Raw genomic sequence first — 23,838 nt, 5'->3', positions numbered from 1 at the left:
GCTCCCCTCCGCGTCCTGCGGGGAGGGGATTCCTGGCTCAGGCGGCCTCCTGGAGCGGCGCTCCAGGAGGTCCTACGCCCTCGTCACCAGCCGGGGCCAGACCAGCCCGGACGAGCATCACGCGCGCGGAGTTCTTGTCCCTGGGGGACACGAGCCCGCACGCGGTGCAGGTGTAGGTGCGTTGCGACAGCGGCAGGGCGTGCTTGGTTCTCGCTCCGCACCTTCCGCAGTCCATGGTGGTGTGCGCGGGGTGTACCAGGCGGACGTCCCGCGCGTGCTTACGACCCATTTCCAGCAGGGCCTTCTTGGTGGTGCCGATCGCGGCGTCGGCCGCCTTGCGTGCCATGGACGACCTCGCGAGGAACTTCGGCTTGAAGTCCTCCACCGCGATCACGTCATGCTCGCGCACGACCTTCTTGGCCCACTTGCGCGCCGTGTCCTGCCGTTGCCGGGCGGTCTTCCGGTGCGTCCTCGCCCGCCATCGCTTCGCCTCCCGATAGCCCTTCGAGGCGGCCTGGCCCTTCTTCGGCTTACGGCGGGCCATCATCCGGTCGTACCGGGACAGCTTCTGCCGGGCCTTCCCGCCGTGGTCGGGGTGCGGGAGGTCGTGGGCGTCGCTGGTGGTGGTCGCGATCTCTTTCACGCCCCAGTCGACGCCGAGCACCCGGTCGGTGGCAGGCAGCGGCTGGACCTCGGCCGGGACGACGAACGATGCGTACCAATGGCCGACGCCGTCCTGGTACACCCGCACGCTCGACGGCTCCGCGGGCAGTTCCCGCGACCACACCACCGGCACGACGACCCCGCCCGCCAGATGAAGGCGCCCGGCCTTGAGGCGGAACCCTCGCCGCGTGTAGTTCAGCGTCGGGGTGGCCTCGTGCTTCTTCTTGTACGCAGGCATCCCCGCCCGCTGCCTGACAGGCAGCCTCTCCCTGACGTCCTTCAGGGCCTTCGCACGGGACTTGCCGAAGTCGCGGATGAGCTGCTGCTGCGGCACCGAGGAACCCTCGGCCAGCCACGGTGTCACGGCGCGGGCCCGAGTCAGCATCCGGTCCAGCCGCGCCGGACCGCACTTCTCCCCGTCGCGGTGGGCCTTCTTCGAGCGGGCCACGCACTCGTTCCACAACCACCGGCAGCGGTCCCACTCGGCCAGCAGGGCCTCTCGCGCGACCGCGGAGACGCGCAGCCGGTAGGTGTACCGGACGTGCCCGGCTTCCTCCACGGCGACCAAGTCGACTCTCCCCCCGCCTTCGTCATATGCCGCTCGGAGCGTATGCACGACGCTCGAACATCTGGGTCCCACGCCGTCACTGTCACGCCAAGAGGTGAGCATTGGCGCATCTGTTCGCTCCTTGCCGATTCCGGGATGCCGTGCATCAGGCGCCTCGGTGACGCATGCCACGAGGGCCGTACGGGCAACCGACCGTGCGGCCCTTCGCGTTGTCCTAGACTCACCCGCATGTCAGGCCGAGACCTGTTCTGTCAGCCCCGTCGCTTCGGTCGCGGGGCGGCTCTGACGTTGGTGTTCGCGAGTGTGTTGGTGGCGGGGGCGGCGACGGGGTCGTTGCCGGAGGCCGACCGGAAGGGCACGCAGGACAGGGCGGGTTCGGCTGTGCCGGCCGGGCGTACCGAGAAGGTCGCGGAGGCCGCCGCCGAGGCCATGGCCGCGGGGAAGTCGCCCGTGGAGGCGGCCGAGCGGGCCGTCAGTCGTAGTGGGGACCGGTGGGGTGCCGTCTACTCGCCGGGGGAGTACGAGGAGTTCGAAGAGGCCCTCGACGGGCGGTACACCGGCGTCGGGCTGTGGGCCCGGCGTGAGCGGGGCGGGCGGATCGAGGTGACCAAGGTGCGCGCCGGGTCGCCGGCGGCCGTCGCCGGGATCCGGGCCGGAGACCGGCTGCGCAGTATCGACGGGCGGAAGGTCGACGGGCGGCCCGTCACCGAGGTGGTCTCCTTACTGCGCGGTGACGCCACCGACGCGGCGGCCGGTACGGCGGTCACGCTCGGGCTGGAACGGGGCACGCGCGCGTGGGACCAGACGCTGCGGCGGGCCCGGCTGTCCACGGACTCGGTCACCGTTCGACAGCTCGCCGACGGGACCACCGTCATCAAGATCGACAAGTTCACCAAGGGCGCCGGCGACGCCGTCCGCACCGCCGTACAACAGGCCCCCGCCGCCTCCGGCGTCATCCTCGACCTGCGCGGCAACTCCGGCGGTCTGGTCACCGAGGCCGTCACCGCCGCCTCCGCCTTCCTCGACGGCGGCCTCGTCGCCACCTACGACGTCGACGGCGCCCAGCAGGCCCTGCACGCCGACCTCGGCGGCGACACCACCAGACCCCTGGTCGCGCTCGTCGACGGCGGCACGATGAGCGCGGCCGAACTGCTCACGGGAGCGTTGCAGGACCGGGGGCGCGCGGTGGTCGTGGGCTCCCGCACCTTCGGGAAGGGGTCGGTGCAGATGCCCAGCCGGCTCCCCGACGGGTCCGTCGCCGAGCTGACCGTCGGGCACTACCGCACCCCCTCGGGCCGCGGCGTCGACGGCAAGGGCATCACCCCGGACCTGGACGCGGACCAGCAGGTGATCGAGAGCGCGGAGACGGTCCTGAGCGGACTGAGCCCCCAGTCGTAAACGACTTCCCGTTCACCCCCTCCGTAGTGCGAAAATGGACGGCACTATGAGCAAGGGAATGTACGTACCCAAGGAGTCCCAGCCCAAGCAGGGCACCAGCGCCGCCAAGGCCAGGGACGGCGAGAAGGGCGGCAAGCGCAAGATCGTCGCCCAGAACAAGAAGGCCAGGCACGACTACGCGATCGTCGACACCTACGAGGCCGGGATCGTGCTGATGGGCACCGAGGTCAAGTCGCTGCGTGAGGGACGGACGTCGCTGACCGACGGCTTCGTCCAGATCGACCAGGGCGAGGCCTGGCTGCACAACGCCCACATCCCGGAGTACCACCAGGGCACCTGGACCAACCACTCCGTGCGCCGCAAGCGCAAGCTGCTCCTGCACCGCGAGGAGATCGACAAGCTGGAGTCGAAGTCCCAGGAGACGGGTCACACGATCGTGCCCCTCGCCCTGTACTTCAAGGACGGCCGGGCCAAGGCCGAGATCGCGCTCGCGCGAGGCAAGAAGGAGTACGACAAGCGGCAGACCCTGCGGGAGAAGCAGGACCGCCGGGAGTCGGACCGGGCGATCGCGGCGGCGAAGCGGAAGCAGCGCGGCCAGTAGGGCAGGTCGCCGGGAATACGGTGGCATCGGCGTGCGTTGGTCACGTACGATGGGCACAGTCCCGCTGGTGACGGGGCGCATCTTGAAAAATAAACATGGGGATGATCGGTTTCGACAGCGGATGTCGAAACAGGGGAAGCGTGTCGAGGAAGCGGCAATGATCTCGTAAACCATATGTCGCAACCAATAATCGCCAACACCAAGAGCGATTCCCAGTCCTTCGCCCTCGCTGCCTAATAAGCAGTGAGTGAAGGACCCTTAATGGGTGTCAGCCCGGGAGCGTTCCCGACCCGGATCCTGGCATAATCTAGGGAACTAAACCATCGAGCCCGGTCACGGGGTTCGATGGGAAATCAAACAGTGACTGGGCCCGTCGGCGACTTGTTCGCGTGATCGCCGGGGCCGAGAAAATCACAGCGAACTGCACACGGAGAAGCCCTGTTTTTGCACCGTTGGACGCGGGTTCGATTCCCGCCATCTCCACTCATCCCATGTTTTTGATTGAGCACGGCGACTGAGCCCCGCCGCTTTCGAGCGGCGGGGCTCTGTTGTGCCATGACCCACGGACGTGCCCCATGGCTCACCCGGACCGCCCCCGGCAGCTGCTGCTCCACGCCGACACGGACCTCGGCCGGTTCAAGCTGCCCACCGGCCTCGCCGCCCGACTCCGTGAGCCCGACCTGGAAGCCGCCCAGGCGCTGGCGAAGCACCTCGGTCCGAGCTGGTCGGTGCGGTACCGGGACGAGCGGCACCGCACCACGAAGTCCGTGTGCTGGGGATGCCCGCGACTGCACTGGGCCGCCGACGCGCACGACACCCCGCCGCCTCCGTCGCACATCGTCGTCGAGGGCGAGTACAAGTGGTACCCGCTCCGCGCCGAGGGCTTCGACGACTTCGCCCCCGACGACCCCGCCGCGGCCCTCGGTCTCTCCGAGGCACTGGTGGACGACCTGTACGCGTGGGCGCGGGACGTCGACGCCGCCATGGACACCTGGCTGACGGACCGGGACGACGCCGCGCTCACCGCGACCCACGACCGACTGGGGCACGTGGGCCGGGAGTTGACCGAGCGGGTCGCCCGTGAGGTGGGGGCGGGGCGGACGGTGACGTACGGCGGGGTCTGGTAGCGGTGGACACCGGACTGGGGCCGCGGGCCACCGACGGCCTCAGGCCACCGACGGCCTCAGGCCACCGACGGCCTCAGACCGCCGAAGACCCCATGCGCGCCCCGCCCGTTGTGGTGCGCGACCCCATATCGGGCGTTGGTTCACGCTTCTACGGTCCCTCCCCATGACACAGACCAGAGCCGCGACCCTGCTCACTGTCCTGACGGCCCTCCTCGCCGTCCTCCTGACCCCGACGCCCGCGTCCGCCGCCTCCGTGCAAGAGGTGACCGGGTTCGGGACCAACCCGGGTGCGCTGCGGATGTTCCGGTACGTGCCCGACGGGCTGCCCGCCGGGCGGCCGGTCGTCGTCGCGCTGCACGGGTGCACCCAGAACGCCTCCGCATACGGCACCGGCAGCGGATGGACGCAGCTCGCCGACCGGTGGGGCTTCTCCGTGGTGCTGCCGCAGCAGCAGTCGGCCAACAACGCCTCGCTCTGCTTCAACTGGTTCCAGAGCGGTGACATGGCACGCGGCCAGGGCGAGGCCGCGTCCGTCGCGCAGATGGTGGAGCGGCAGGTCGGCGAGGTGTCCGGGGGGCCGGTGTATGTCACCGGACTGTCCGCCGGGGGCGGGCTCGCCGCCGTGATGATGGCCGCGTACCCCGAGAAGTTCACGGCGGGCGGGATCGTCGCCGGGCTGCCGTACGGGTGTGCGCAGGCCGCCGGGTCGCCGTATGTGTGCATGTACGTCGGGGCCACGCAGACGCCGGACCAGTGGGGCGACCGGGTGCGGGCCGCGCGGCCCGGGTACGCCGGGCCCTGGCCGACACTGGTCGCGTTCCAGGGGACGGCGGACTACACCGTGAAGCCCGTGAACATGACGGACCTGGTCGAGCAGTGGACCGATGTGCACGGGACCGATCAGACCGCCGACGTCAGTGACACGGTCGCCGGGTATCCGCACAAGGCGTACAGGGACGGAAGCGGTGCGGCCGTCGTGGAGACGTACAGCATCACCGGGATGGGGCACGGGCAGCCGGTCGACCCCGGGAGCGGGAGCGAGCAGTGCGGAACGGCCGGGGCGTACATCCTCGACGTCAACCTGTGTGCCGCGTACCGGATGGGTGCCGTGTGGGGGTTGAACGGCTGAGAGGCGTTCTGGTGACGGACGCCGGGATCCGGAATGCTCGGCTGGCATGAACTCCCATAGAGCCAAGTGGACTTGGGCCGTCACCGTGGCGCTCGTCGCCGCCGTCCTCGGCCCCGGCGCGCAGGCCGGAGCGGATGCGGACCGCTCCGGCCTGTCCGAGGCCATCGACACCGTTCTGGGCGACGCGCGGATGGAGGGCGGGGTGGCGAGTGTCGTCGTCGCCGATGCCGCGAGCGGTGAGCTGCTGTACCAGCATCAGCCCACCACCCGTCTGATGCCCGCCTCCAACACCAAGCTGCCCACCTCGGCCGCCGCGATGGAGATCCTCGGGCCCGAGTACCGGTTCACCACGGACGTACTGGCCGACGGGCGACGGTCCGGCTCCGTGCTCCGCGGCGACCTCTACCTCCGCGGCACCGGCGATCCGACCCTGCTGGCCGCCGACTACGACAAGCTCGCCGCGCAGGTCGCCGCGTCCGGCGTCAAACGCGTCCACGGGCGGCTGATCGCCGACGACACCCGGTTCGACGCGCAGCGGCTCGGGAGCGACTGGGCCAACGACGACGAGCCCTACTACTACGCGGCGCAGATCAGCGCGCTGAACGTGGCGCCGGACACCGACTACGACACCGGGACCGTCATCGTGACGGTGGCGCCGGGGGCGGCGGCAGGGGACGAGCCCGTCGTCACCGTCACGCCCGACACCGACTACGTCGACATCGACATGCGGGCCACGACCGTCGCCGCCGGGGGCGCGAACGCCCTCAGCGTCGAGCGCCGGCACGGCACCAATGACATCGTCGTCAGCGGTACGACGCCCGTGGGCGGCGCCGGTACCAAGCAGTGGTCGACGGTGTGGGAGCCCACCGGATACGCGGCCGCCGTCTTCCGGGACGCGCTGGCCGACCACGGGGTCAAGGTCACCGGACCGAACCGGCTCGGACGTCAGACACCCTCAGGCGCACGCCCGTTGGCCTCGCACGACTCCATGGCGCTCAAGGACCTGCTCATCCCGTTCATGAAGCTCTCCAACAACATGCACGCCGAGATCCTCACCAAGGCCATGGGCTACGAGGTGTCGAAGCAGGGCAGTTGGAGCGCCGGGCTCGCCGCGATCACCGGATATCTCAAGGGCATCGGCGTCGACACCACCAAGGTGCGGCAGGCCGACGGCTCGGGGCTGTCGCGGATGGACAACTTCCCCGCGGGACAGCTCGCCAAGCTGCTGCTCGCCGTCCGCGCCGAGCCCTGGTACGCGGACTGGAAGCGCTCGCTGCCGGTCGCCTGCGACCCGGACCGGTTCGTCGGCGGCACCCTGCGGTCACGGATGTGCGGGACGGCCGCCGCGCTCAACGCCCGGGCCAAGACAGGGTCGTTGACGGGCGCGTCGGCGCTCTCCGGGTACGTGACGGACGCCGGCGGACGTGAGCTGGTCTTCAGCATCGTCCTGAACAACTACCTGGCGTCCTCCGTGAAGCCGTTGGAGGACGCCATCGTGGTCACGCTCGCCAAGTCGACGGAGGAGGCCGCCACGCTGGTTCAGCCGCGGACGGCGCGTGGCGGCGACCTCGAGTGCGCGTGGCGCAAGCCCGTCCTGTGCTGAGGAGCTGAGGAGCGGGGCCTGCGCCACGCGGTCTCAGTCCAGAGCGAACGTCGCCAGGCGCAGGCCCTCTCCCTTCAGGACCAGGTAGACGTCCGTACGGCCCTTCGCCGCCCGCGAGAGGTCGGCGGTCACCGTCTCATAGGCGTACGGCGATGAGGTGCCGCCGAAGGTCGCCGTGCCGGCGAGGATGCCGGTCGGCGAGCCGAGGCGCACCTCGACGGTGCCGGCGGCGCCCGCGAGCCGCGCGGTGAACTTCGCGGCGCCCGAGCCGAGTCGGGCGTCCGCGAACTTCAGCCACGCCCGGTCGGCCGTCACCCCCACCGCCGTACCGCGCTCCTTCGACTCGTCGACCAGACGCGTGCCGTCGTAGTCGTCGAAGTTCTCGGCGCGGGTGGTGCGGGAGAGCTCGCGGGCCGGGATCGTCTCGCCGGACACCTGCCAGGTCGTGCGGGCGCGGACGTCCGTGGAGGAGGCGCCGACCATGATGTCGTAAGTGCCGCTCTCCACCACCCACCTGGAGCGGGTGACGTCCCAGTGCGCGAGGTCCTGCCTCGTCACCTTCAGCTTGACCGTCCTCGTCTCGCCCGGCTTCAGCGTCACCCGCTGGAAGGCCTCCAGCTGCTTCAGGGGCTGCTTGTCGCGGGAGACGCGCTGGTGGGCGTAGAGCTGGACGACCTCGTCGCCGGTGCGGCCGCCGGTGTTGGTGACCTTCACCTCGTAGCCGCCAGCCGTCTTGCGAAGGTCGCCGTAGCGGAAGGACGTGTACGAGAGGCCGTAGCCGAAGGGATAGAGCGGGCTGCCCTTGAAGTACTGGTACGTGCGGTCGGACTTGATGATGTCGTAGTCGAGGATCGACGGGAGGTCCGACTCCGAGCGGTACCAGGTCTGGGTGAGGCGGCCCGAGGGGTTGGCGTCGCCGTAGAGGAGGTCGGCGAGGGCGTTGCCGGTCTCCTGGCCCGCGTGGGAGGTCCACAGGAGGGCCGGGACCTCCCGCTGGAGGGCGCCGAGGGTGGTCGGGTAGCTGTTCTCGACGATCACGACCGTCTTGGGGTTGGCCGCGCGCACCGCCCTGACCAGGGCTTCTTGCGCCGGGGCCAGGCCCATGTCGGTGCGGTCGTGGGCCTCGCGGCCGTTGATCGAGGGGTTGGAGCCGACCACGACCACCGCGTTGTCCTTGCCCTTCACCGCGGCCACGGCCTCGTCGACGCCGCTGCGGACGACGTCCTTCGTGTAGTGCGCGGCGGCGTCCTTGGCGACCAGGCCGAGCGTGCCGTCCGCACCGGTCGGGCCGAGGTAGACCGGGTTGCCCCACCAGGGCTCCTCGGTCTCGTAGCCGGCGTAGCGCAGGAGGTACGTGCCGTCCGCCTGCTCCTCCAGCTTGAACTGCTGCTGGACGTACCAACCGTTGGGCTGTACCTGGTCGTTGACGAAGTTCGCCCAGTTGTAGCCGACGTACTTGCCGTTGGCGGCGGAGCGCAGGGTGACGACGCCCCCGCCCCAGTCGAAGATGTCGAACTGGGCGCTCGTGTCCGAGGTGGACGTCTCCTTCAGCGGTTCGCCGTCCGCGTCCGTGCCCGCAGTGACGTACCGACCCGTCTCCGCGTTCTTCAGCGCGATCCTGTCGACGCCCTCGCTGCTCGTGACGGCGGTGCCGAGCTTGGCCGCGATGCCGTCGGCCGGGGTGACCGCGTACGGGAGCGTGCCGGAGTACCAGTCGGTGTAGAGGGTGTCGGCGAGCGGGCCGACGACGGCGACGTCCTTCGCGGACTTCTTCAGCGGCAGGGTGCCCGCCTGGTTCTTCAGCAGGACGGCGCCTTCGGTCGCCGCCTCGCGTGCCAGCTTCTGGTGGGCGGGGCTGTTGATGACGGACTTGTCGATCGAGCCGTACTTGCCGCCGCCCGGGTCGAACTCGCCGAGCCGGACGCGCACGGACAGGATGTGCCCGGCGGCCTCGTCGATGTCGGATTCCCGCAACAGGCCTTGCCGCAAGGCCGAGGTGATCGCTCCGGTCGTCACCGAGGAGTCCGCGTTGTTGTCCGTGAAGCTGTCGATGCCGGCCTTCATGGCCGCCGCGTCGCCCTCCGTGACGCTCGGGTAGTACTTCTGGTCGCCGGGGAGGTTGCCCGGGGCGAAGGCGTCGGTGACGTTGAGGAGGTCGTAGGAGGTCCACTTGCGCACGACGTCGTCGAGGTCCGGATTGACCGTCGCGGGGCGGCCGTTGACCAGGTTGTACGAGGACATGACGCCCGTCGCCGCGTTCGCCTCGATCGCCGGTTTGAAGGCCGCCTCCTCGTACTCCTTGGCGACGCGCGGGCGCAGGTCGGAGGAGGTGGTCGTGCGGTGCCATTCGTTGTTGTTGGCGAGGTAGTGCTTGAGGGTGGGCGCGGTCTTCAGGTGATCGGGGTCGCCGCCGGTCAGGCCCTCGCCGTACGCCGTCGACAGGGCGCCGGTCAGTTCGGGGTCCTCGCTGTAGCCCTCCTCGTTGCGGCCCCAGCGCGGGTCGCGGAGCGGGTTCACCACGGGCGCCCAGAGGTTGAGGCCCCAGCCGGCCGGGCGTTCCTGCTGGAAGCCGCGTGCCTCGTCGCCGACCGCCGAGCCGACCTGCTCCATCAGGGCCGGGTCCCAGGTGGAGGCGAGCCCGATGGCCTGCGGGAAGACGGTGGTCTCGCCGAGCCAGGCGACGCCGTGCAGGGCCTCGGTGCCGGTGCGGAAGGACTCGATGCCCAGGCGGGGGATGGCGGGCTGGTACTGGTGGAGCAGGGAGATCTTCTCGTCGAGGGTCAGCCGGTCAAGGAGGTCCTCGACGCGCTGGTCCACGGTGCGGGAGGGGTCGCGGAACGGGTACGTCGCCTCCGCGTGGGAGGGGACGGTGGCGCCGAGCCCCGCGATCAGGGCCAGTGCCACGACCACGGTGGTTCTTCTACGTCTCTTGCTGCCTTTCATGTAGCGGCTCCTTCAGTAGGGCCTTGCACGGACGGTCCGTTGTGGGGTTCAGGGCGCGTTCCTCGGTGCCGTGCTCGCGCGTTCCGTCATCCGGGGCGGCAGCAGCGTGGCCTCGGGCACCGCCTTGCTGTCGAGCTTCTTCATCAGCAGCTCCACCGCCCGGGTACCGACCTCGGCGGAGGGCAGGTCGACCGAGGTGACCGGGACGCGGAGGTTCTCGGCGAGTTCGTCGGGGCAGATGGCGGTGACCGAGAGGTCGGCGGGGACGCGCAGGCCGAGCTGCTCGAAGGCCTCGATGAGCGGCTCCAGGACCGCCTCGTTGTGGACCACGACCCCGGTCAGCGCGGGCTGCTCACGCAGCAGTTGCTCGGCGACCTCGCGGGCCGCGACGGGCGAGGCCTCGCATGGGTGGACCGAGGAGGAGAGCCGGCCCCGGTCCGCGGCGGCGGTGAAACCCTGGACCACGCGCTGGGCGAACGCGGTCTGCCGGACGTACACCTCGGGCGGCGACCCGACCAGCGCGACCACCCGGTGCCCGAGCCGCGCCAGGTGCTCCACGCAGGCCTCGCCCGCCGCCTTGAAGTCGAGGTCGATACAGGTCAGGCCGTCCGCCTCGGCCGGGAAGCCGATCATCACCGACGGCCGCTCCAGCGAGCGCAGCAACGGCAGCCGGGGGTCGTCGAGTTGTACGTCCATGACGATCATCGCGTCCACCAGCGCGGTGTCGGCGACCCGTCGCAGCCCGTCCTCGCCCTCCTCCTGCGTCAGCAGCAGCACGTCGTGGTCGTAGCGCCGTGCCGTCGTCACCACCGACACCGCGAACTGCATCACCACCGGGACGTGGATCCCGGTGCGTAAGGGCACCACCAGCGCCAGCACGTTCGACCGACTGCTGGCCAGCGCCCGGGCGCCCGCGTGCGGCCGGTAGCCCAGTTCGCGGATGGACGCCTCGACGCGTCGCCGGGTCTCCTCGGAGATCGGGCGCTTGCCGCTGAGCGCGTAGGAGACGGTGCTGGGGGAGACACCGGCGTGCCGGGCCACATCAGTGATCTTCACCATCAGCCCAGCTCCACCGTGAGGAACCCGGTCCCGGCCGGCGCCCGTACGATCCGCTCCCCGGCCGCCAGCGCCCACGGGGCGGAAGGATCACCGCACGACGCCCGCAGCGTGTCCCCTTCGCGTACGACGGTGTAGGCCACGTCCCCGACCCGTACCGTCACCTGGGCGCCCCGCTCCAGGCCGTACGCCCGCAGGGTCACCCCGTCGGCGTGGTCGTAGTCGGGCCGGTCGGTCACCGCGCCGACCGGGACCACCGCACCGGGCCGCACGAGGAGCGGCACGCTGAGGAAGTCGTGCCGCTCGCGGACCCAGCGCGGGCCGGTGACCGTCTTCCCGCTGACGAAGTGGGTCCAGGTGCCCTCGGGGACGTAGTACGAAACGTCGTCGGAGTCGCTGAACACCGGCGCCACCAGCAGGTCAGGCCCGAGCATGTACTGCCGCTCCAGATGCGCGCACCCGGGGTCGTCCGGGAACTCCAGCACCATCGCCCGCATGACCGGCACACCCTCGGTGTGGGCGGCGCGGGCGGCCTCGTACAGGTAGGGCATGAGGCTGAGCTTCAGCTTCGTGAAGTGCCGCAGTACGTCGACCGACTCCTCGTCGAAGAGCCAGGGAACCCGGTAGGAAGAACTTCCGTGCAGGCGGCTGTGGGACGACAGCAGCCCGAACGCCAGCCACCGCTTGAACAGTTCGGGTGTCGGCGTGCCCTCGAAGCCGCCGATGTCATGGCTCCAGAACCCGAACCCCGACAGGCCCAGCGACAGTCCGCCGCGCAGTGACTCCGCCATCGACTCGTAGGTCGCCTCGCAGTCGCCGCCCCAGTGGACGGGGAACTTCTGGCTGCCCGCCGTGGCCGAACGGGCGAAGACGACCGCCTCCTCCTCGCCCCGGTGCTCGCGCAGCACGTCGAAGACCGTGCGGTTGTAGAGGTACGTGTAGTAGTTGTGCATCCGCTCCGGGTCCGAGCCGTCGGACCACTCCACGTCCAGCGGCACCCGCTCGCCGAAGTCGGTCTTGAAGCAGTCGACGCCCTGCGCGAGCAGCCCCTCCAGCTTGGCCGCGTACCACTCGCGCGCCGCCGGGCTCGTGAAGTCCACGAACGCCATCCCCGGCTGCCAGTGGTCCCACTGCCAGACCCGGCCGTCCGGCCGCTTCAGCAGATGCCCGAGCGCCTTGCCCTCCGCGAAGAGCGGGGAGCGCTGGGCGATGTACGGGTTGATCCAGACACAGACCCGCAGCCCGCGCTCCTTGAGCCGCTTGAGCATGCCCTCCGGGTCGGGGAACACCCGTGGGTCCCATTCGAAGTCGCACCAGTTGTGCTCGCGCATCCAGAAGCAGTCGAAGTGGAAGACGGAGAGCGGGAGTTCGCGCTCCCGCATGCCCTCGATGAAGGAGGTCACCGTCTCCTCGTCGTAGGAGGTGGTGAAGGAGGTCGAGAGCCACAGGCCGAAGGACCAGGCGGGCGGGAGGGCCGGGCGGCCGGTCAGGGCCGTGTACTTGCGGAGGATGTCCTTCGGAGTGGGGCCGTAGATGACGTAGTACGTCAACTCCTGGGTCTCCGCGCTGAACTGGACCCTCGACACCGCCTCCGAGGCGACCTCGAAGGAGACCTTGCCCGGGTGGTCGACGAAGACGCCGTAGCCGGCGTCCGTCAGATAGAACGGGACGTTCTTGTAGGCCTGTTCGGTGGTCGTGCCGCCGTCGGCGTTCCAGATGTCGACGACCTGGCCGTTCTTGACCAGCGGGCCGAAGCGTTCGCCCAGGCCGTAGACACTGGTGCCGACCGTGAGGTTGAGCTGCTCGCGCAGATAGTGGCCGCCGGCCGCGTCCCGCATGATGCCCATGCTCTTGTGGCCGCTGCTGGTGAGGACCCGGCCGTGGGCGACGAAGTCGAGGTGCCAGGGGCCGGAGGCGGCGAACCTGACCGACAGGGCGCCCGAGGTCAGGGTCGCGTGGTCGTCGTCGTACGAGATCTGCGCGGCGGGGTTGTCGGTGGCGATCGCGAACTCGGGGCCGCTGGGCTGCTCGCCCTCGAAGTGCGTGAACGTCACGCCCACGACGTCCGGCATCGGGGTGTGGGCGTTGATCGTCATGACCGGTCCCGTCATCAGGTCGCCGCGGCTGCGGATGGGCCGGGAGGGCGCGTGGATCTCCAGGCCGGACTCGGCGGGGGTGACGTCGAGGACTTCGGCGGGGTGGTCCGCCGTGACGCCCTCGCGCAGCAGCCAGTAACCGTCGGTGAACTTCATGTGGGGGGTCCTTATTTGACGGCACCCACGGCGATGCCACGGGTGAGGGTCCGCTGGAAGAGGAGGAAGAAGACGATGGCCGGGAGGACGCCCAGGAGTGCGGCCGCGTTGGTCATCGTGGCGTCCATCAGGCGCTGGCCCTGGAGGACGCCGAGGGCCACCGACACCGTCTGGTTGTCGTTGGAGATCAGCATGACCAGGGGGAGCAGGAACTCGTTCCAGGTCCAGATGAAGAAGAAGACCAGGAGTACGCCGATGGTGGGGCGGCTGACCGGGACGACGATCCGCCACAGGATCTGCCACTTGTTCGCGCCGTCGATCTTCGCCGCCTCGATGATCTCGCGGGGGAACTGGCCGAGCACGGAGGAGAGGAGATACGTGCCGAACGCCGCCTGGATCACCGTGAACACGATGATCACGCTGAGCCTGGTGTCGTAGAGGCCCGCCTCCTTGCTCAGGTAGTAGATCGGGTAGACCAGCGCCTCCTGCGGCAGCATGTTCGCCAGCACGAAGAAGGCCAGCACCCAGGTGCGGCCCTTGATGCGGCCGATGCCGATCGCGTACGCGTTGAGGACGGACAGGATCACCGCGAAGATCGCGACACCGCCGCTGATCAGCACGGAGTTGAAGAGTTTCTGGGTGTAGTCGACGCGCTCCCAGAAATCCTTCAGACCGTCCAGGTAGAGGCCGTCGGGGAGGCTCAGGGGGCCGTTCTGGGAGTACTCCGTGGGGGACTTGACCGCGTTGATCGCGACGATCAGGAAGGGCACGACCATGAAGAGGGCCGCGACGCACAGGGCGACGAGGACGGGGTAACGGCGTAGCGCGGTGCTCATGCTTTCCCCTCCGCGCGGGTCTGGAGCTTCAGGCCGATCAGGGACAGGGCCAGGATGATCACCGTGAGCACGGTGGAGATCGCGGCGCCATAGCCGACCTGCGTCTTCTCGAAGAACGTGGTGAAGGAGAAGTAGGACGGGACGTTGGTCGCGCCTCCCGGGCCGCCCTTCGTCAGGACGTACACCGCGCCGAAGACCTTCAGCGCGGCGATCGTGCACCACGTCAGGACGACGTAGATCTCCGGGCGGATCTGCGGCAGCGTGATGTGCCAGAACCGGCGCCACCAGCCGGCGCCGTCCAGCTCGGCCGCCTCGTACAGCTGGGGGTCGACGCGTTGCAGGCCCGCCATGAAGACGACCAGCGGGAAGCCGAGCTGGACCCAGACCATCACGCCCATGACGCTGTAGAGGGCGATGTCGGGGTCGCCGAGCCAGTCCTGCCGCCAGCTCGACAGCCCTATGGCCTTGAGGAGTTCGTTGAGGGAGCCGTCGGTGGGAGCCAGGATCCAGCTCCAGACGATGCCCGCGACCGCGATCGGGAGCACCTGGGGGAGGTAGAAGCAGGCGCGCAGGACGGCGACGATCCTCGACCCGAAGTGCTTGCCGATGTAGTCGAACAGCGCGGCGGCCAGGACCAGTCCGACCGCCGTGGGCAGGGCCGCCATGGCGACGACCATGAACAGGCTGTGCCGGAACGACTCCCAGAACTCCGAGTCGTCCATCAGCTCGCGGTAGTTGGCGAGCCCGGTCCAGCCGGGGGAGCCCACGCCCTGCCAGTCCGTGAAGCTCACGTACGTGTTCATCACGAACGGCAGGACGATGATCGCGAGGAACGCGAGGACGCCGGGGAGGAGGAAGAGGGCGTAGGAGTCGCGGGGGCGGCGAGGGGGACGACCGGCCTGGGTCTTCCTGCCGGTCACCCCCCGTTCGACGGTGACCGTCATTGCTTCGGCGCGCCCTTGTCGTACGCCTCCTGCAAGGCGTCCAGATAGCCTTCCGGCTGCTCGCTGCTGGTGATCAGCTTCTGGGTCTCGGAGACGAGGACGTCGTAGTAGCCGGGGACCGGCCAGTCGGGGTAGAAGGCCAGGCCGTCGCGTTGGGAGAGGACGTTGAAGTTGTCGATGAGCGCCTTCGACTTCGCGTCGGTGATGGCGCTCGCGTCGGCCGCGACCGGGACGCCGCCCTTGTTGCCGAGGAGGTTCTGGATCTTCTTCGACATGGTGATGTCGATGAAGTCGTAGGCGAGCTTCTTGTTCTTTGCGCCCTTGGGGACGACCCAGAGGTTGCCGCCGGAGCCGAGGGTCAGGTTGGAGTCGGGCCACAGGAAGGTGCCCCAGTCGAACTTCGCCTCGTCGACGAAGCGGCCGTACCACCAGCTGCCGGAGAACAGGATCGGCGACTTGCCCTGGAGGAAGGAGACGCCCGCGTCCTCCGCCTTGGCGCTGCTGGAGGTCTTGGCGATGTAGCCCTTCTTCACCCAGTCGGCGAAGGTGTCGGCGGCGTAGGTCCACGCGGTGTCGTGGAAGTCGGTCTTGCCCTTGTAGAGCTCGTACGAGTCGACCCAGGCGCGGTCGGCCTTCGACAGGGCGAGTTGGTAGAGGTACTGCTGGGCGATGTACTCGGCGCCTGCGTTGGCGAGCGGGGTGACCTTGTTCTGGACGAACTTGTCCATCGCGGCGGTCAGTTCGTCGAACGTCTTCGGCTCGGCGATGCCGTACTTGGCGAAGAGGTCCTTGTTGTAGAACACCATGGTGTACTCGGCGTAGTTGGGTACGCCGTACCACTTGCCGGAGCCCATGACGCCCTGCGCGTCGTACATGCTGGTGGTGCGGACGCTCGCGCTGAGTTTCTTGTCCCAGCCGCGAGTGGTGGCCTCTTGGGTGAGGTCGGTGAGGAGCCCCTGCTTCGACAGGAGTCCCGCTGTCGCGTTGCCCTTGTTGTACTCCATGACGTCGGGCGCGTCGGAGGAGTTGAGGACCATCGGGGCGGTCTTCTGGATCTGTTCGAAGCCCTTCGCCTCGAACTCCACCTTCACGCCCGGGTGCTTGGCCTTGAACTCCTTGATCGCCTCGTCCCAGGCCTGGCCCATCGCGCTGTTGGGGGCCTCGTAGTGCCACAGCTTGAGCGTCTTGCCGTCCTCGGAGGACCCGCTGTCCGAGTCTCCGCAGGAGGCCAGGAGCAGTGACCCGGTGAGGGCCACCGCCATCGCCATCACACGCTTTCGTGCCGTCAACATCCCGTGCCTCCTGGGAAGTCGGAGTCGGATGGTTCTCGGGGGCGGCGTCACGCGGCGGGCTCGACGGGGGTCGTCGAATCGGTTCGACGCGTGACGTCGAAGCGCTTCGACGGGCGAAGGTATGTGCGGGCTGTGGAGGCGTCAATGGGGTGCGCGCGAATTGGGGCGGGGGTTCGACGGGTCGATCAAGTTGGTCTCGGCGCGTTGTGGTGGACGCCGGGTTGTTTTCGCCCCCGCCGCCCTTACCCGTTCCCATCCTCCAGGGGCGCTGCCCCTTCGACCCCGTTCCCAGGGGGCGCTGCCCCCTGGACCCCCGCTCCTCAAACGTCGGAGGGGCTGAATTCAGCTCAGCCATCTCCAGCCCGTCCGGCGTCCGAGGACAAGGCCACACCGTCCCGAACCCCCACCCACCCGCCAGGGGCTTCGCCTCTCGACGCCGGTCCGCATCCGTCAGCCCGTCCGGCGTTTGAGGACGAGGCCCCTTCAGGGCCGAAGCGGGGGTCTGGGGGCGCAGCCCCCGGGGATGGGACGGGTAGGGGCGGCGGGGGCGAGGAAAGTGATCGTCAGCGCCACCGCCGCCGCCGTCACCGGCACCCCGAACCCCGCCGTCGCCGACACGTGTTCGGCAGTCCAGCCGCCGACCGCGCTGCCGCCGGCGATCCCGCCGAGGAGGCCGGTCACGGCGAGGGTCATGCCTTCGTTGAGGCGGCCGGTGGGGGTGCGTTCCTGGATGAGGGTCAGGCCCGTGACCATCGTCGGGGCCGTGGCCATTCCGGCGATCAGGAGTGCGGCCGCGAGGGCGAGGAGGGAGCCGGTCAGGGACGCGGCGAGGAGGGGCAGGGTCATGAGGGCTGCCATCGCGGCCACGCACCACGGGTAGCGGCGCTCGGCCGGACCGGACGGCTTCCACGCGCCGTACAGCAGACCCGCCGCGCAAGAACCGGCCGCCTGGAGGGCGAGGACGACACCGGCCGCCGACGGATGGCCCTGCGCGTCCGCGAACGCGAGCGTGACGACCTCCATGGAGCCGAACACCACGCCCATGGCCAGGCAGATGACGAGGAGCGGCGGGATGCCGGGGGCGCGCAGCGGGGCCTTCGCGTGGGTGGCCCGCTGGACCGGCGGCTCCGTCGAGCGCTGCGCGGCGAACAGCACGACCCCCGTCACCAGCAGCGCCACCGCGACCAGCGTCCCCGCCTCCGGGAAGAGCGCACCGCACAGCAGCACCGCCAGCACCGGGCCCAGCATGAAGCACAGCTCGTCCGCGGCCTGTTCGAAGGAGTTCGCGGTGTGCAGGGCCTTGTCGTCGCCCCTGAGGAGATGGGCCCAGCGGGCCCGGGACATGCCGCCGGTGTTGGGCGTGGTGGCGGTGGCGGCGTACGCGGCGAACAAGGTCCAGTCGGGCGCGCCCCGGTGGACACACAGCACCAGGGCGAGCGAGCCCAGCGCCGCGAGCAGCGTGGCCGGTACGGCGACCCGGGCCTGTCCGTACCGGTCGACGAGCCGTGCGGTCCAGGGCCCGACCAGCGCGGTCGCCGCGAGACCGGTCGCGGAGACGGCGCCGGCCAGGGCGTAGGAGTCCCGCGCGGCGACGATCATGATGACCGCGCTCACGCTGAACATGCCCATGGGCAGCCGGGCCAGGAGGTTTCCGAGGGTGAAGGCGCGGGTGCCGGGGTGGGCGAAGAGACGGCGGTAGGGACCGGGTTCCCGGTGGCGGGTCCGGGGGGTGAAGTCGACGGCGACGAGCATGTCCGCGGTCGTCGTGAACATGGGTTGCGGCATGCGTCCACCGTCGCCCGGGAGTGATCAAGGGGTCCAACACCTGATCGGCGGGCATTCACGCATCCCGGTTGTGAATCCGCTGGAATCCCTGATGCCGATCCACGCGCCCGCGTTGTAGCTTCGCCGGATGCCCACCCCGCCCCACCTCGACCCCCGCCTCCTGCGCACCTTCCTCGCCGTGGCCGAGGAGCTGCACTTCACCCGTGCCGCGGCCCGGCTCTACGTCGCCCAGCAGGCGCTCAGCCGGGACGTACGGCGGCTGGAGCGGGAGCTGGGCGCCGAGCTCTTCGTACGGACCACCCGGCAGGTGACGCTGACCGCCGACGGGGAGCGGCTGGTGCCGCACGCCCGCCGGGTGCTGGACGCGCAGGACGCGCTGATCGCCGCCTTCGGACAGGTCCGCCCCCTGCTGGTCGACATCAACTCACCGGGCCTGGGCACCGGCAGCCGGGTGCTGCACCGGGCCCGCGAACTCGCCCCCGACATCGAGCTGATGGCCCGCTACGAGAGCGGGCTGACCGGCGCCGCGGCCGAGGTGCTCGCGGGCCGCCTCGACGCCTCCTTCGGCCGGTACGCGGGGCTGGCCCCGGCGCTGCGAGCGGGCCTCGACCACCAGATCGTCCGCTTCGAGCCCATGGCGGTCGTGCTGCCCGAGGACCACCGGCTCGCGGCGTCGGCGCGGGTGCCGCTGGCCGAGCTGGCGGGGGAGGAGGTGTACGCGGGGGCGGGGAATCCCCGTACCCCGGAGTGGACCGATCTCGCGCGCCGGCTGTTCGACGGACGGGGGATCGAGGTCGCCTCGCCCGCGCCGCTCGCGGTCGGCCACGAGGAGTTCCGGCGTGTCATGGCCAGAACACGCAACCCGGTCCTCGCGGTAGTGGACTTTCCAGCCATGCCGAACACCGTGCTGCGCCCGCTCGTCGATCCGGTGCCACTGTCACCGGTGTCACTGGTGTGGCGCAAGGGGCTGGTGCATCCCGGAATCGAGGCACTGTGCCGGGCGGCGGCCGAGCTCTCGGCGGCCGAGGGATGGCTGCACCGGCCCGCCGGGGCATGGATTCCAGCCATTGACATGAAGATCATCGGTGTCCACAACTGACACACGCCAAACACATCACCCTCCGGTGCGCTACATTCATGGCCTGAGCACGCTGTGGTAAAGGGGGCGCTCGGGCCGGGTGGGGGCTCGGTTCGGTCGACGAGTGCTCGGCGTCGTACGCGCACCCAGATCTGTCCCGTGGGGGGATGTGCGTGCGCGAGAACAATTGGCGGGAAGACGCCCAACCGGAGTGGCCCTCAGTGGCCGCCGGGACCAGGGGGGTCCCCGCGTCGGGGGACGGCACCCAGGCTTTTCCGCGGACAAGAGGATCGGATGTCCTCGCGTCGGCGGACCAGACCGAGGTACTGCCCGGAGTGGGCCCCGAGGGGGCCGACTTCGCCGACCCGTGGAGCAACACCCACGACCCGCACGAGGTGACCGTCCAGCTGGACGCCGTCTCCCTGCGGGCCGACAACCGCCTCGTCGGCCAGGCCGGCGGCGACAGCGCGGAGGGCTCCGAGGGACCGGTCTTCGTCGACGAGTCGGGCCGCAGAAGCCGTAGATACCGCCGTATCGGCATCTTCGTCGGGCTCGCCTGCGCGATCTACGCCGTGGTCATCGTCACGACCCTGCTGTCCGGCAACTCCAACGCCCCCTGGCTGCCCGTACCGGGCCAGGGCCAGGGCGAGGAGGCCGGCCAGGTCGACAACTCCCCGCTGCCCGGGGAGACCGCCGCGCCCACCGACGGCGGCAGTCTCTCGCCCGGCGTCTCACCGTCCCCGAGCGGCATCACGACGTCGTCGCCGACCGCCGGCGCCACCGCGCCCGGCGCCACCGCGACCGCCCAGGACCCGGACGCCACGGCGGACCCGGAGCCGACGGCGACGAAGACCACCTCGGGCACGGGCAGCAACCCCACCCCGGATCCCGACCCGACCGACCCGGCGACGAGCAGTCCGCCCGAGCCGACGCCCACCGACGAGCCCACGCCCGACCCGACGGAGACGCAGGTCGGCGACAACGGGGGCACCGGCACCGACACGGTGGCCGACGGCACGAACGACTCCGCCCCGCTCAGCTCCACACCACCGCCTCCGGAGAACACCGTCTGATGGCAACCCGCAATCGCCGTCCCAGGGCCGCGTCCCAAGCCCGCGACGGCTCTCGGCGCCGCCTGCCCATGCGCCTGCTGCTGCCCTGCCTGTTCCTCGTCGCCCTGATGGCGATGCTGATGCTGCGCGGCTACGTGCACAGCGAGATCCTCGCCGACCACCGCGTCCAGGCCCCCGCCGCCTCCGACAAGGTCCCGGAGGAGATCCTCAAGGGCGGGCCGGTCATCGACACCCGCAGCGGCCGCTCTCAGAGCCTGAGCCTGCGGGACCACCGCCTCGTCCTCACCTTCGACGACGGCCCGGACCCGGAGTGGACCCCGAAGGTCCTGGACGTGCTGAAGGAGCACCAGGCCCACGCGGTCTTCTTCGTCACCGGCACCATGGCCTCGCGCTATCCGGACCTGGTGCAGCGCATGGTCGAAGAGGGCCACGAGGTCGGCCTGCACACCTTCAACCACCCCGACCTGTCCTACCAGTCGAAGAAGCGCATCGACTGGGAGCTGTCCCAGAACCAGCTCGCGATCACCGGCGCCGCCGGCATCCGCACCTCGCTCTTCCGCCCGCCGTACTCCTCCTTCGCCGACGCCATGGACAACAAGTCCTGGCCGGTCACCGAGTACATCGGCACCCGCGGCTACATCACCATCGTCAACAACACCGACAGCGAGGACTGGCGCAAGCCCGGCGTCGACGAGATCATCCGCAAGGCCACGCCCAAGGGCGGCAAGGGCGCGATCGTCCTGATGCACGACTCCGGCGGCGACCGCCACCAGACCGTGCAGGCGCTCGACCGGCTGCTGCCGCAGCTGAAGGACGACGGCTACGAGTTCGACAACCTCACCGAGGCCCTCGGCGCACCCAGCGCCCACACCCAGGTCAGCGGACCCGAGCTGTGGAAGGGCAAGGCGTGGGTCTTCCTGGTCGGCGCCTCCGACAACATCACCGCGGTCCTGGTGGTCGGCCTCGCGATCATCGGCTTCCTCGTCATCAGCCGCTTCGTCCTGATGCTCGTCCTGTCCGGAGTCCACGCCCGCCGGGTGCGGCGCCCCGACTTCCGCTGGGGCAACCCGGTCTTCGAACCGGTGTCGGTGCTGGTGCCCGCGTACAACGAGGCCAAGTGCATCGAGAACACCGTCCGTTCCCTGATGGCGAGCGAACACCCCATCGAGGTCATCGTCATCGACGACGGCTCCAGTGACGGCACCGCGCGGATCGTCGAGGCGATGGGCCTGCCGAACATACGGGTGGTCCGCCAGCTGAACGCGGGCAAGCCCGCCGCGCTCAACCGCGGTCTGGCCAACGCCCGCTACGACATCATCGTGATGATGGACGGCGACACCGTCTTCGAGCCGTCCACCGTCCGCGAACTGGTCCAGCCCTTCGGCGACCCGCGCGTCGGAGCCGTGGCCGGCAACGCCAAGGTCGGCAACCGGGACTCCCTCATCGGCGCCTGGCAGCACATCGAGTACGTGATGGGCTTCAACCTGGACCGCCGTATGTACGACATCCTGCGCTGCATGCCGACCATCCCGGGGGCCGTCGGCGCCTTCCGCAGGACGGCGCTGGAGCGGGTCGGCGGCATGAGCGACGACACGCTCGCCGAGGACACCGACATCACCATGGCGATGCACCGCGACGGCTGGCGGGTCGTCTACGCCGAGAAGGCGCGGGCCTGGACCGAGGCGCCGGAGACCGTCCAGCAGCTGTGGTCGCAGCGCTACCGCTGGTCGTACGGCACCATGCAGGCGATCTGGAAGCACCGCAAGGCACTGGTGGAACGGGGACCGTCGGGCCGCTTCGGCCGGGTCGGTCTGCCACTGGTCTCGCTCTTCATGGTCCTGGCACCGCTGCTGGCCCCGCTGATCGACGTGTTCCTGATCTACGGCCTGGTCTTCGGCCCCACCCAGAAGACGGTCGTGGCCTGGCTGGGCGTCCTCGCCATCCAGCTGGTCTGCGCGGCTTACGCCTTCCGCCTCGACCGCGAGAAGATGACCCACCTCATCTCACTGCCGCTCCAGCAGATCCTGTACCGGCAGCTCATGTACGTCGTCCTCCTCCAGTCCTGGATCACCGCCCTGACCGGTGGCCGGCTGCGCTGGCAGAAGCTGCGGCGCACGGGTGTCGTCGAGGCACCCGGCGGGGCGGTACCGCGCCAGCGGACGGGCAGCGGAAGCGATCGGAGGCCGGTGGGATGAGCCACGGACACACACAGTCGTCGTACGGCGTCCCGCGTCAGTGGACGCCCGAACCGGCGCCGGACGCGACGTCGGAAACGGCACCCGCGGCCCCGAAGAAGCCGGGCCGCGACCGGTATCTGGATCTGCTGCGGTCCATAGCCCTGGTCCGCGTGGTCGTGTACCACCTGTTCGGCTGGGCCTGGCTGACCGTCGTGTTCCCCTCCATGGGCGTGATGTTCGCGCTGGCGGGCTCGCTGATGGCGCGCTCGCTGAAGCGGCCGGCCTGGGGTGTGATCAGGGGTCGGATCAGGCGTCTGCTGCCTCCGCTGTGGGTGTTCAGCGCGGTGGTGCTCACGCTGATGTTCGCGGGCGGCTGGAACATCTCCGAGGACCCGGACCACGGTGGGGTCTGGGGCCTGGTGGAGCTGGTCAACTATGTGATCCCGGTCGGTGCGCCGCCCTTCCCGTGGAGCATCGGCTCCCCGTCGGGGCTGCTGGAGGACACCTGGGCGGTGCAGGCGGCGGGCGTGCTCTGGTACCTCCGGGCCTACCTCTGGTTCGTGGTCGCCTCCCCGCTGCTGCTGTGGGCGTTCCGCCGGGCGCCGTGGCCGACGCTGCTGGCCCCGCTGGGGCTGACGGCCGTGGTGGGCACGGGCCTGGTGACGATCCCGGGCGAGACGGGCAACGCGGTCACGGACTTCGCGGTCTACGGCGGTTGCTGGGTGCTGGGCTTCGCCCATCACGAGGGTCTGCTGACGAAGGTCCCGCGCTATGTCGCCGTCTCCTGCGCGACCTTGGTGATGGCCTTCGGCCTGTGGTGGGCGTCGGGCCATCTGGGCCCGGACGGCTGGGACCTCAACGACATCCCGCTGGCCCAGGCGACCTGGTCCTTCGGCTTCGTCGTGATCCTGCTCATCTACTCCCCGTCCTGGCAGGAACTCCCGGGCCGGCTCGCGAAGTGGGACAAGCTGGTGACGCTGTCCAACAACCGCGCGGTCACCATCTACCTGTGGCACAACCTGCTCATCATGGCCACGGTCCCGATCCTCGACCAGCTGTACAGCCTTCCCTTCATGGAGAGCGAGCGGGCCACGGCCGCCCTCGACTCGACGTACATGATCTGGATGTTCTTCCTGGTCTGGCCGCTGATCGGGCTGGCGGTCCTGGGCGTGGGCTGGATCGAGGACCTCGCCGCCAAGCGGAAGCCGCGGCTGTGGCCGAACGGGACGAAGAAGCGCGCACGGGCAGGCCACCGGGCCTGACCCGGGCGCGCCCCTCCTCGCCGGCCCGGGTGGCTCAGCGGCGCTTGAGCC

The 23,838-nt window shown here is 70.0% G+C and carries 17 protein-coding genes and 1 other RNA gene; 10 read left to right on the top strand and 8 right to left on the bottom strand.

What is annotated here, in order from left to right:
* Window positions 1-37: 37 nt before the first annotated feature.
* Complete coding sequence (locus ACFY0U_RS05035; RefSeq protein ID WP_388630251.1) at window positions 38-1,231, bottom strand: RNA-guided endonuclease InsQ/TnpB family protein; 1,194 nt, start codon at window positions 1,229-1,231, stop codon at window positions 38-40.
* 228 nt (window positions 1,232-1,459) lie between these two features.
* On the opposite strand from ACFY0U_RS05035, the gene ACFY0U_RS05030 reads away from it, so the two are divergent.
* From ACFY0U_RS05030 to dacB, 6 genes are all read left to right on the top strand, one after another.
* Window positions 1,460-2,629 (top strand): S41 family peptidase, encoded by a 1,170-nt coding sequence (locus ACFY0U_RS05030; RefSeq protein ID WP_388630248.1) that lies wholly within the window; start codon window positions 1,460-1,462, stop codon window positions 2,627-2,629.
* Window positions 2,630-2,687: 58 nt separating this feature from the next.
* On the top strand, window positions 2,688-3,230 hold the full coding sequence (smpB, locus tag ACFY0U_RS05025) for an SsrA-binding protein SmpB (protein ID WP_388630462.1): 543 nt from the start codon (window positions 2,688-2,690) through the stop codon (window positions 3,228-3,230).
* A 97-nt stretch (window positions 3,231-3,327) separates the two neighbouring features.
* Window positions 3,328-3,716, top strand: a transfer-messenger RNA (tmRNA) gene (ssrA, locus tag ACFY0U_RS05020).
* Between the two features lie 89 nt (window positions 3,717-3,805).
* Complete coding sequence (locus ACFY0U_RS05015) at window positions 3,806-4,357, top strand: hypothetical protein (RefSeq protein WP_388630245.1); 552 nt, start codon at window positions 3,806-3,808, stop codon at window positions 4,355-4,357.
* 163 nt (window positions 4,358-4,520) lie between these two features.
* Window positions 4,521-5,486 carry an alpha/beta hydrolase family esterase gene (locus ACFY0U_RS05010; protein WP_388630243.1) on the top strand — a complete coding sequence of 322 codons (966 nt, stop codon included), beginning with the start codon at window positions 4,521-4,523 and terminating at the stop codon, window positions 5,484-5,486.
* A 46-nt stretch (window positions 5,487-5,532) separates the two neighbouring features.
* A complete protein-coding gene (gene dacB / locus ACFY0U_RS05005) occupies window positions 5,533-7,089 on the top strand; it encodes a D-alanyl-D-alanine carboxypeptidase/D-alanyl-D-alanine-endopeptidase (RefSeq protein ID WP_388630240.1) in 1,557 nt (518 codons plus the stop codon).
* A gap of 33 nt (window positions 7,090-7,122) precedes the next feature.
* Here the strand turns inward: dacB and ACFY0U_RS05000 are convergent, their stop codons facing one another.
* The 7 genes from ACFY0U_RS05000 to ACFY0U_RS04970 form a co-directional block, all read right to left on the bottom strand.
* Complete coding sequence (locus tag ACFY0U_RS05000; protein WP_388630237.1) at window positions 7,123-10,032, bottom strand: glycoside hydrolase family 3 C-terminal domain-containing protein; 2,910 nt, start codon at window positions 10,030-10,032, stop codon at window positions 7,123-7,125.
* A gap of 48 nt (window positions 10,033-10,080) precedes the next feature.
* Window positions 10,081-11,091 (bottom strand): LacI family DNA-binding transcriptional regulator, encoded by a 1,011-nt coding sequence (locus tag ACFY0U_RS04995; protein WP_388630234.1) that lies wholly within the window; start codon window positions 11,089-11,091, stop codon window positions 10,081-10,083.
* Window positions 11,091-13,340 (bottom strand): alpha-xylosidase, encoded by a 2,250-nt coding sequence (yicI, locus tag ACFY0U_RS04990; RefSeq protein ID WP_388630231.1) that lies wholly within the window; start codon window positions 13,338-13,340, stop codon window positions 11,091-11,093. The genes ACFY0U_RS04995 and yicI overlap by 1 nt, the downstream gene beginning before the upstream one ends.
* 11 nt (window positions 13,341-13,351) lie before the next feature.
* Complete coding sequence (locus tag ACFY0U_RS04985; protein WP_388630228.1) at window positions 13,352-14,176, bottom strand: carbohydrate ABC transporter permease; 825 nt, start codon at window positions 14,174-14,176, stop codon at window positions 13,352-13,354.
* Entirely contained in the window at window positions 14,173-15,120 is a 948-nt protein-coding gene (locus ACFY0U_RS04980) for a carbohydrate ABC transporter permease (protein ID WP_388630225.1), read from the bottom strand. Before ACFY0U_RS04980 ends, ACFY0U_RS04985 begins: the two co-directional genes overlap by 4 nt.
* On the bottom strand, window positions 15,117-16,412 hold the full coding sequence (locus ACFY0U_RS04975) for an ABC transporter substrate-binding protein (RefSeq protein WP_388630222.1): 1,296 nt from the start codon (window positions 16,410-16,412) through the stop codon (window positions 15,117-15,119). Before ACFY0U_RS04975 ends, ACFY0U_RS04980 begins: the two co-directional genes overlap by 4 nt.
* Window positions 16,413-16,895: 483 nt before the next feature.
* Window positions 16,896-18,197: an MFS transporter gene (locus ACFY0U_RS04970; protein ID WP_388630219.1), complete on the bottom strand. Its 1,302-nt coding sequence runs from the start codon at window positions 18,195-18,197 to the stop codon at window positions 16,896-16,898.
* A 127-nt stretch (window positions 18,198-18,324) separates the two neighbouring features.
* Here ACFY0U_RS04970 and ACFY0U_RS04965 point away from each other — a divergent pair, with 127 nt between their 5' ends.
* The 4 genes from ACFY0U_RS04965 (at window position 18,325) to ACFY0U_RS04950 (ending at window position 23,787) form a co-directional block, all read left to right on the top strand.
* The gene (locus ACFY0U_RS04965; protein ID WP_388630216.1) at window positions 18,325-19,296 is read left to right on the top strand and encodes a LysR family transcriptional regulator; all 972 of its coding nucleotides are present in this window, start codon (window positions 18,325-18,327) and stop codon (window positions 19,294-19,296) included.
* Between the two features lie 314 nt (window positions 19,297-19,610).
* The gene (locus ACFY0U_RS04960) at window positions 19,611-20,348 is read left to right on the top strand and encodes a hypothetical protein (protein ID WP_388630213.1); all 738 of its coding nucleotides are present in this window, start codon (window positions 19,611-19,613) and stop codon (window positions 20,346-20,348) included.
* A complete protein-coding gene (locus ACFY0U_RS04955) occupies window positions 20,348-22,543 on the top strand; it encodes a glycosyltransferase (protein ID WP_388630210.1) in 2,196 nt (731 codons plus the stop codon). The genes ACFY0U_RS04960 and ACFY0U_RS04955 overlap by 1 nt, the downstream gene beginning before the upstream one ends.
* Window positions 22,540-23,787 (top strand): acyltransferase, encoded by a 1,248-nt coding sequence (locus ACFY0U_RS04950; protein ID WP_388630207.1) that lies wholly within the window; start codon window positions 22,540-22,542, stop codon window positions 23,785-23,787. Before ACFY0U_RS04955 ends, ACFY0U_RS04950 begins: the two co-directional genes overlap by 4 nt.
* The last annotated feature ends 51 nt before the right edge of the window (window positions 23,788-23,838 follow it).

Source organism: Streptomyces sp. NPDC001536 (assembly GCF_042894505.1).
GTDB lineage: Bacteria > Actinomycetota > Actinomycetes > Streptomycetales > Streptomycetaceae > Streptomyces.
Note: the sequence above shows the minus strand (reverse complement) of the source record. Positions and strands in the feature narration are given on the sequence as shown.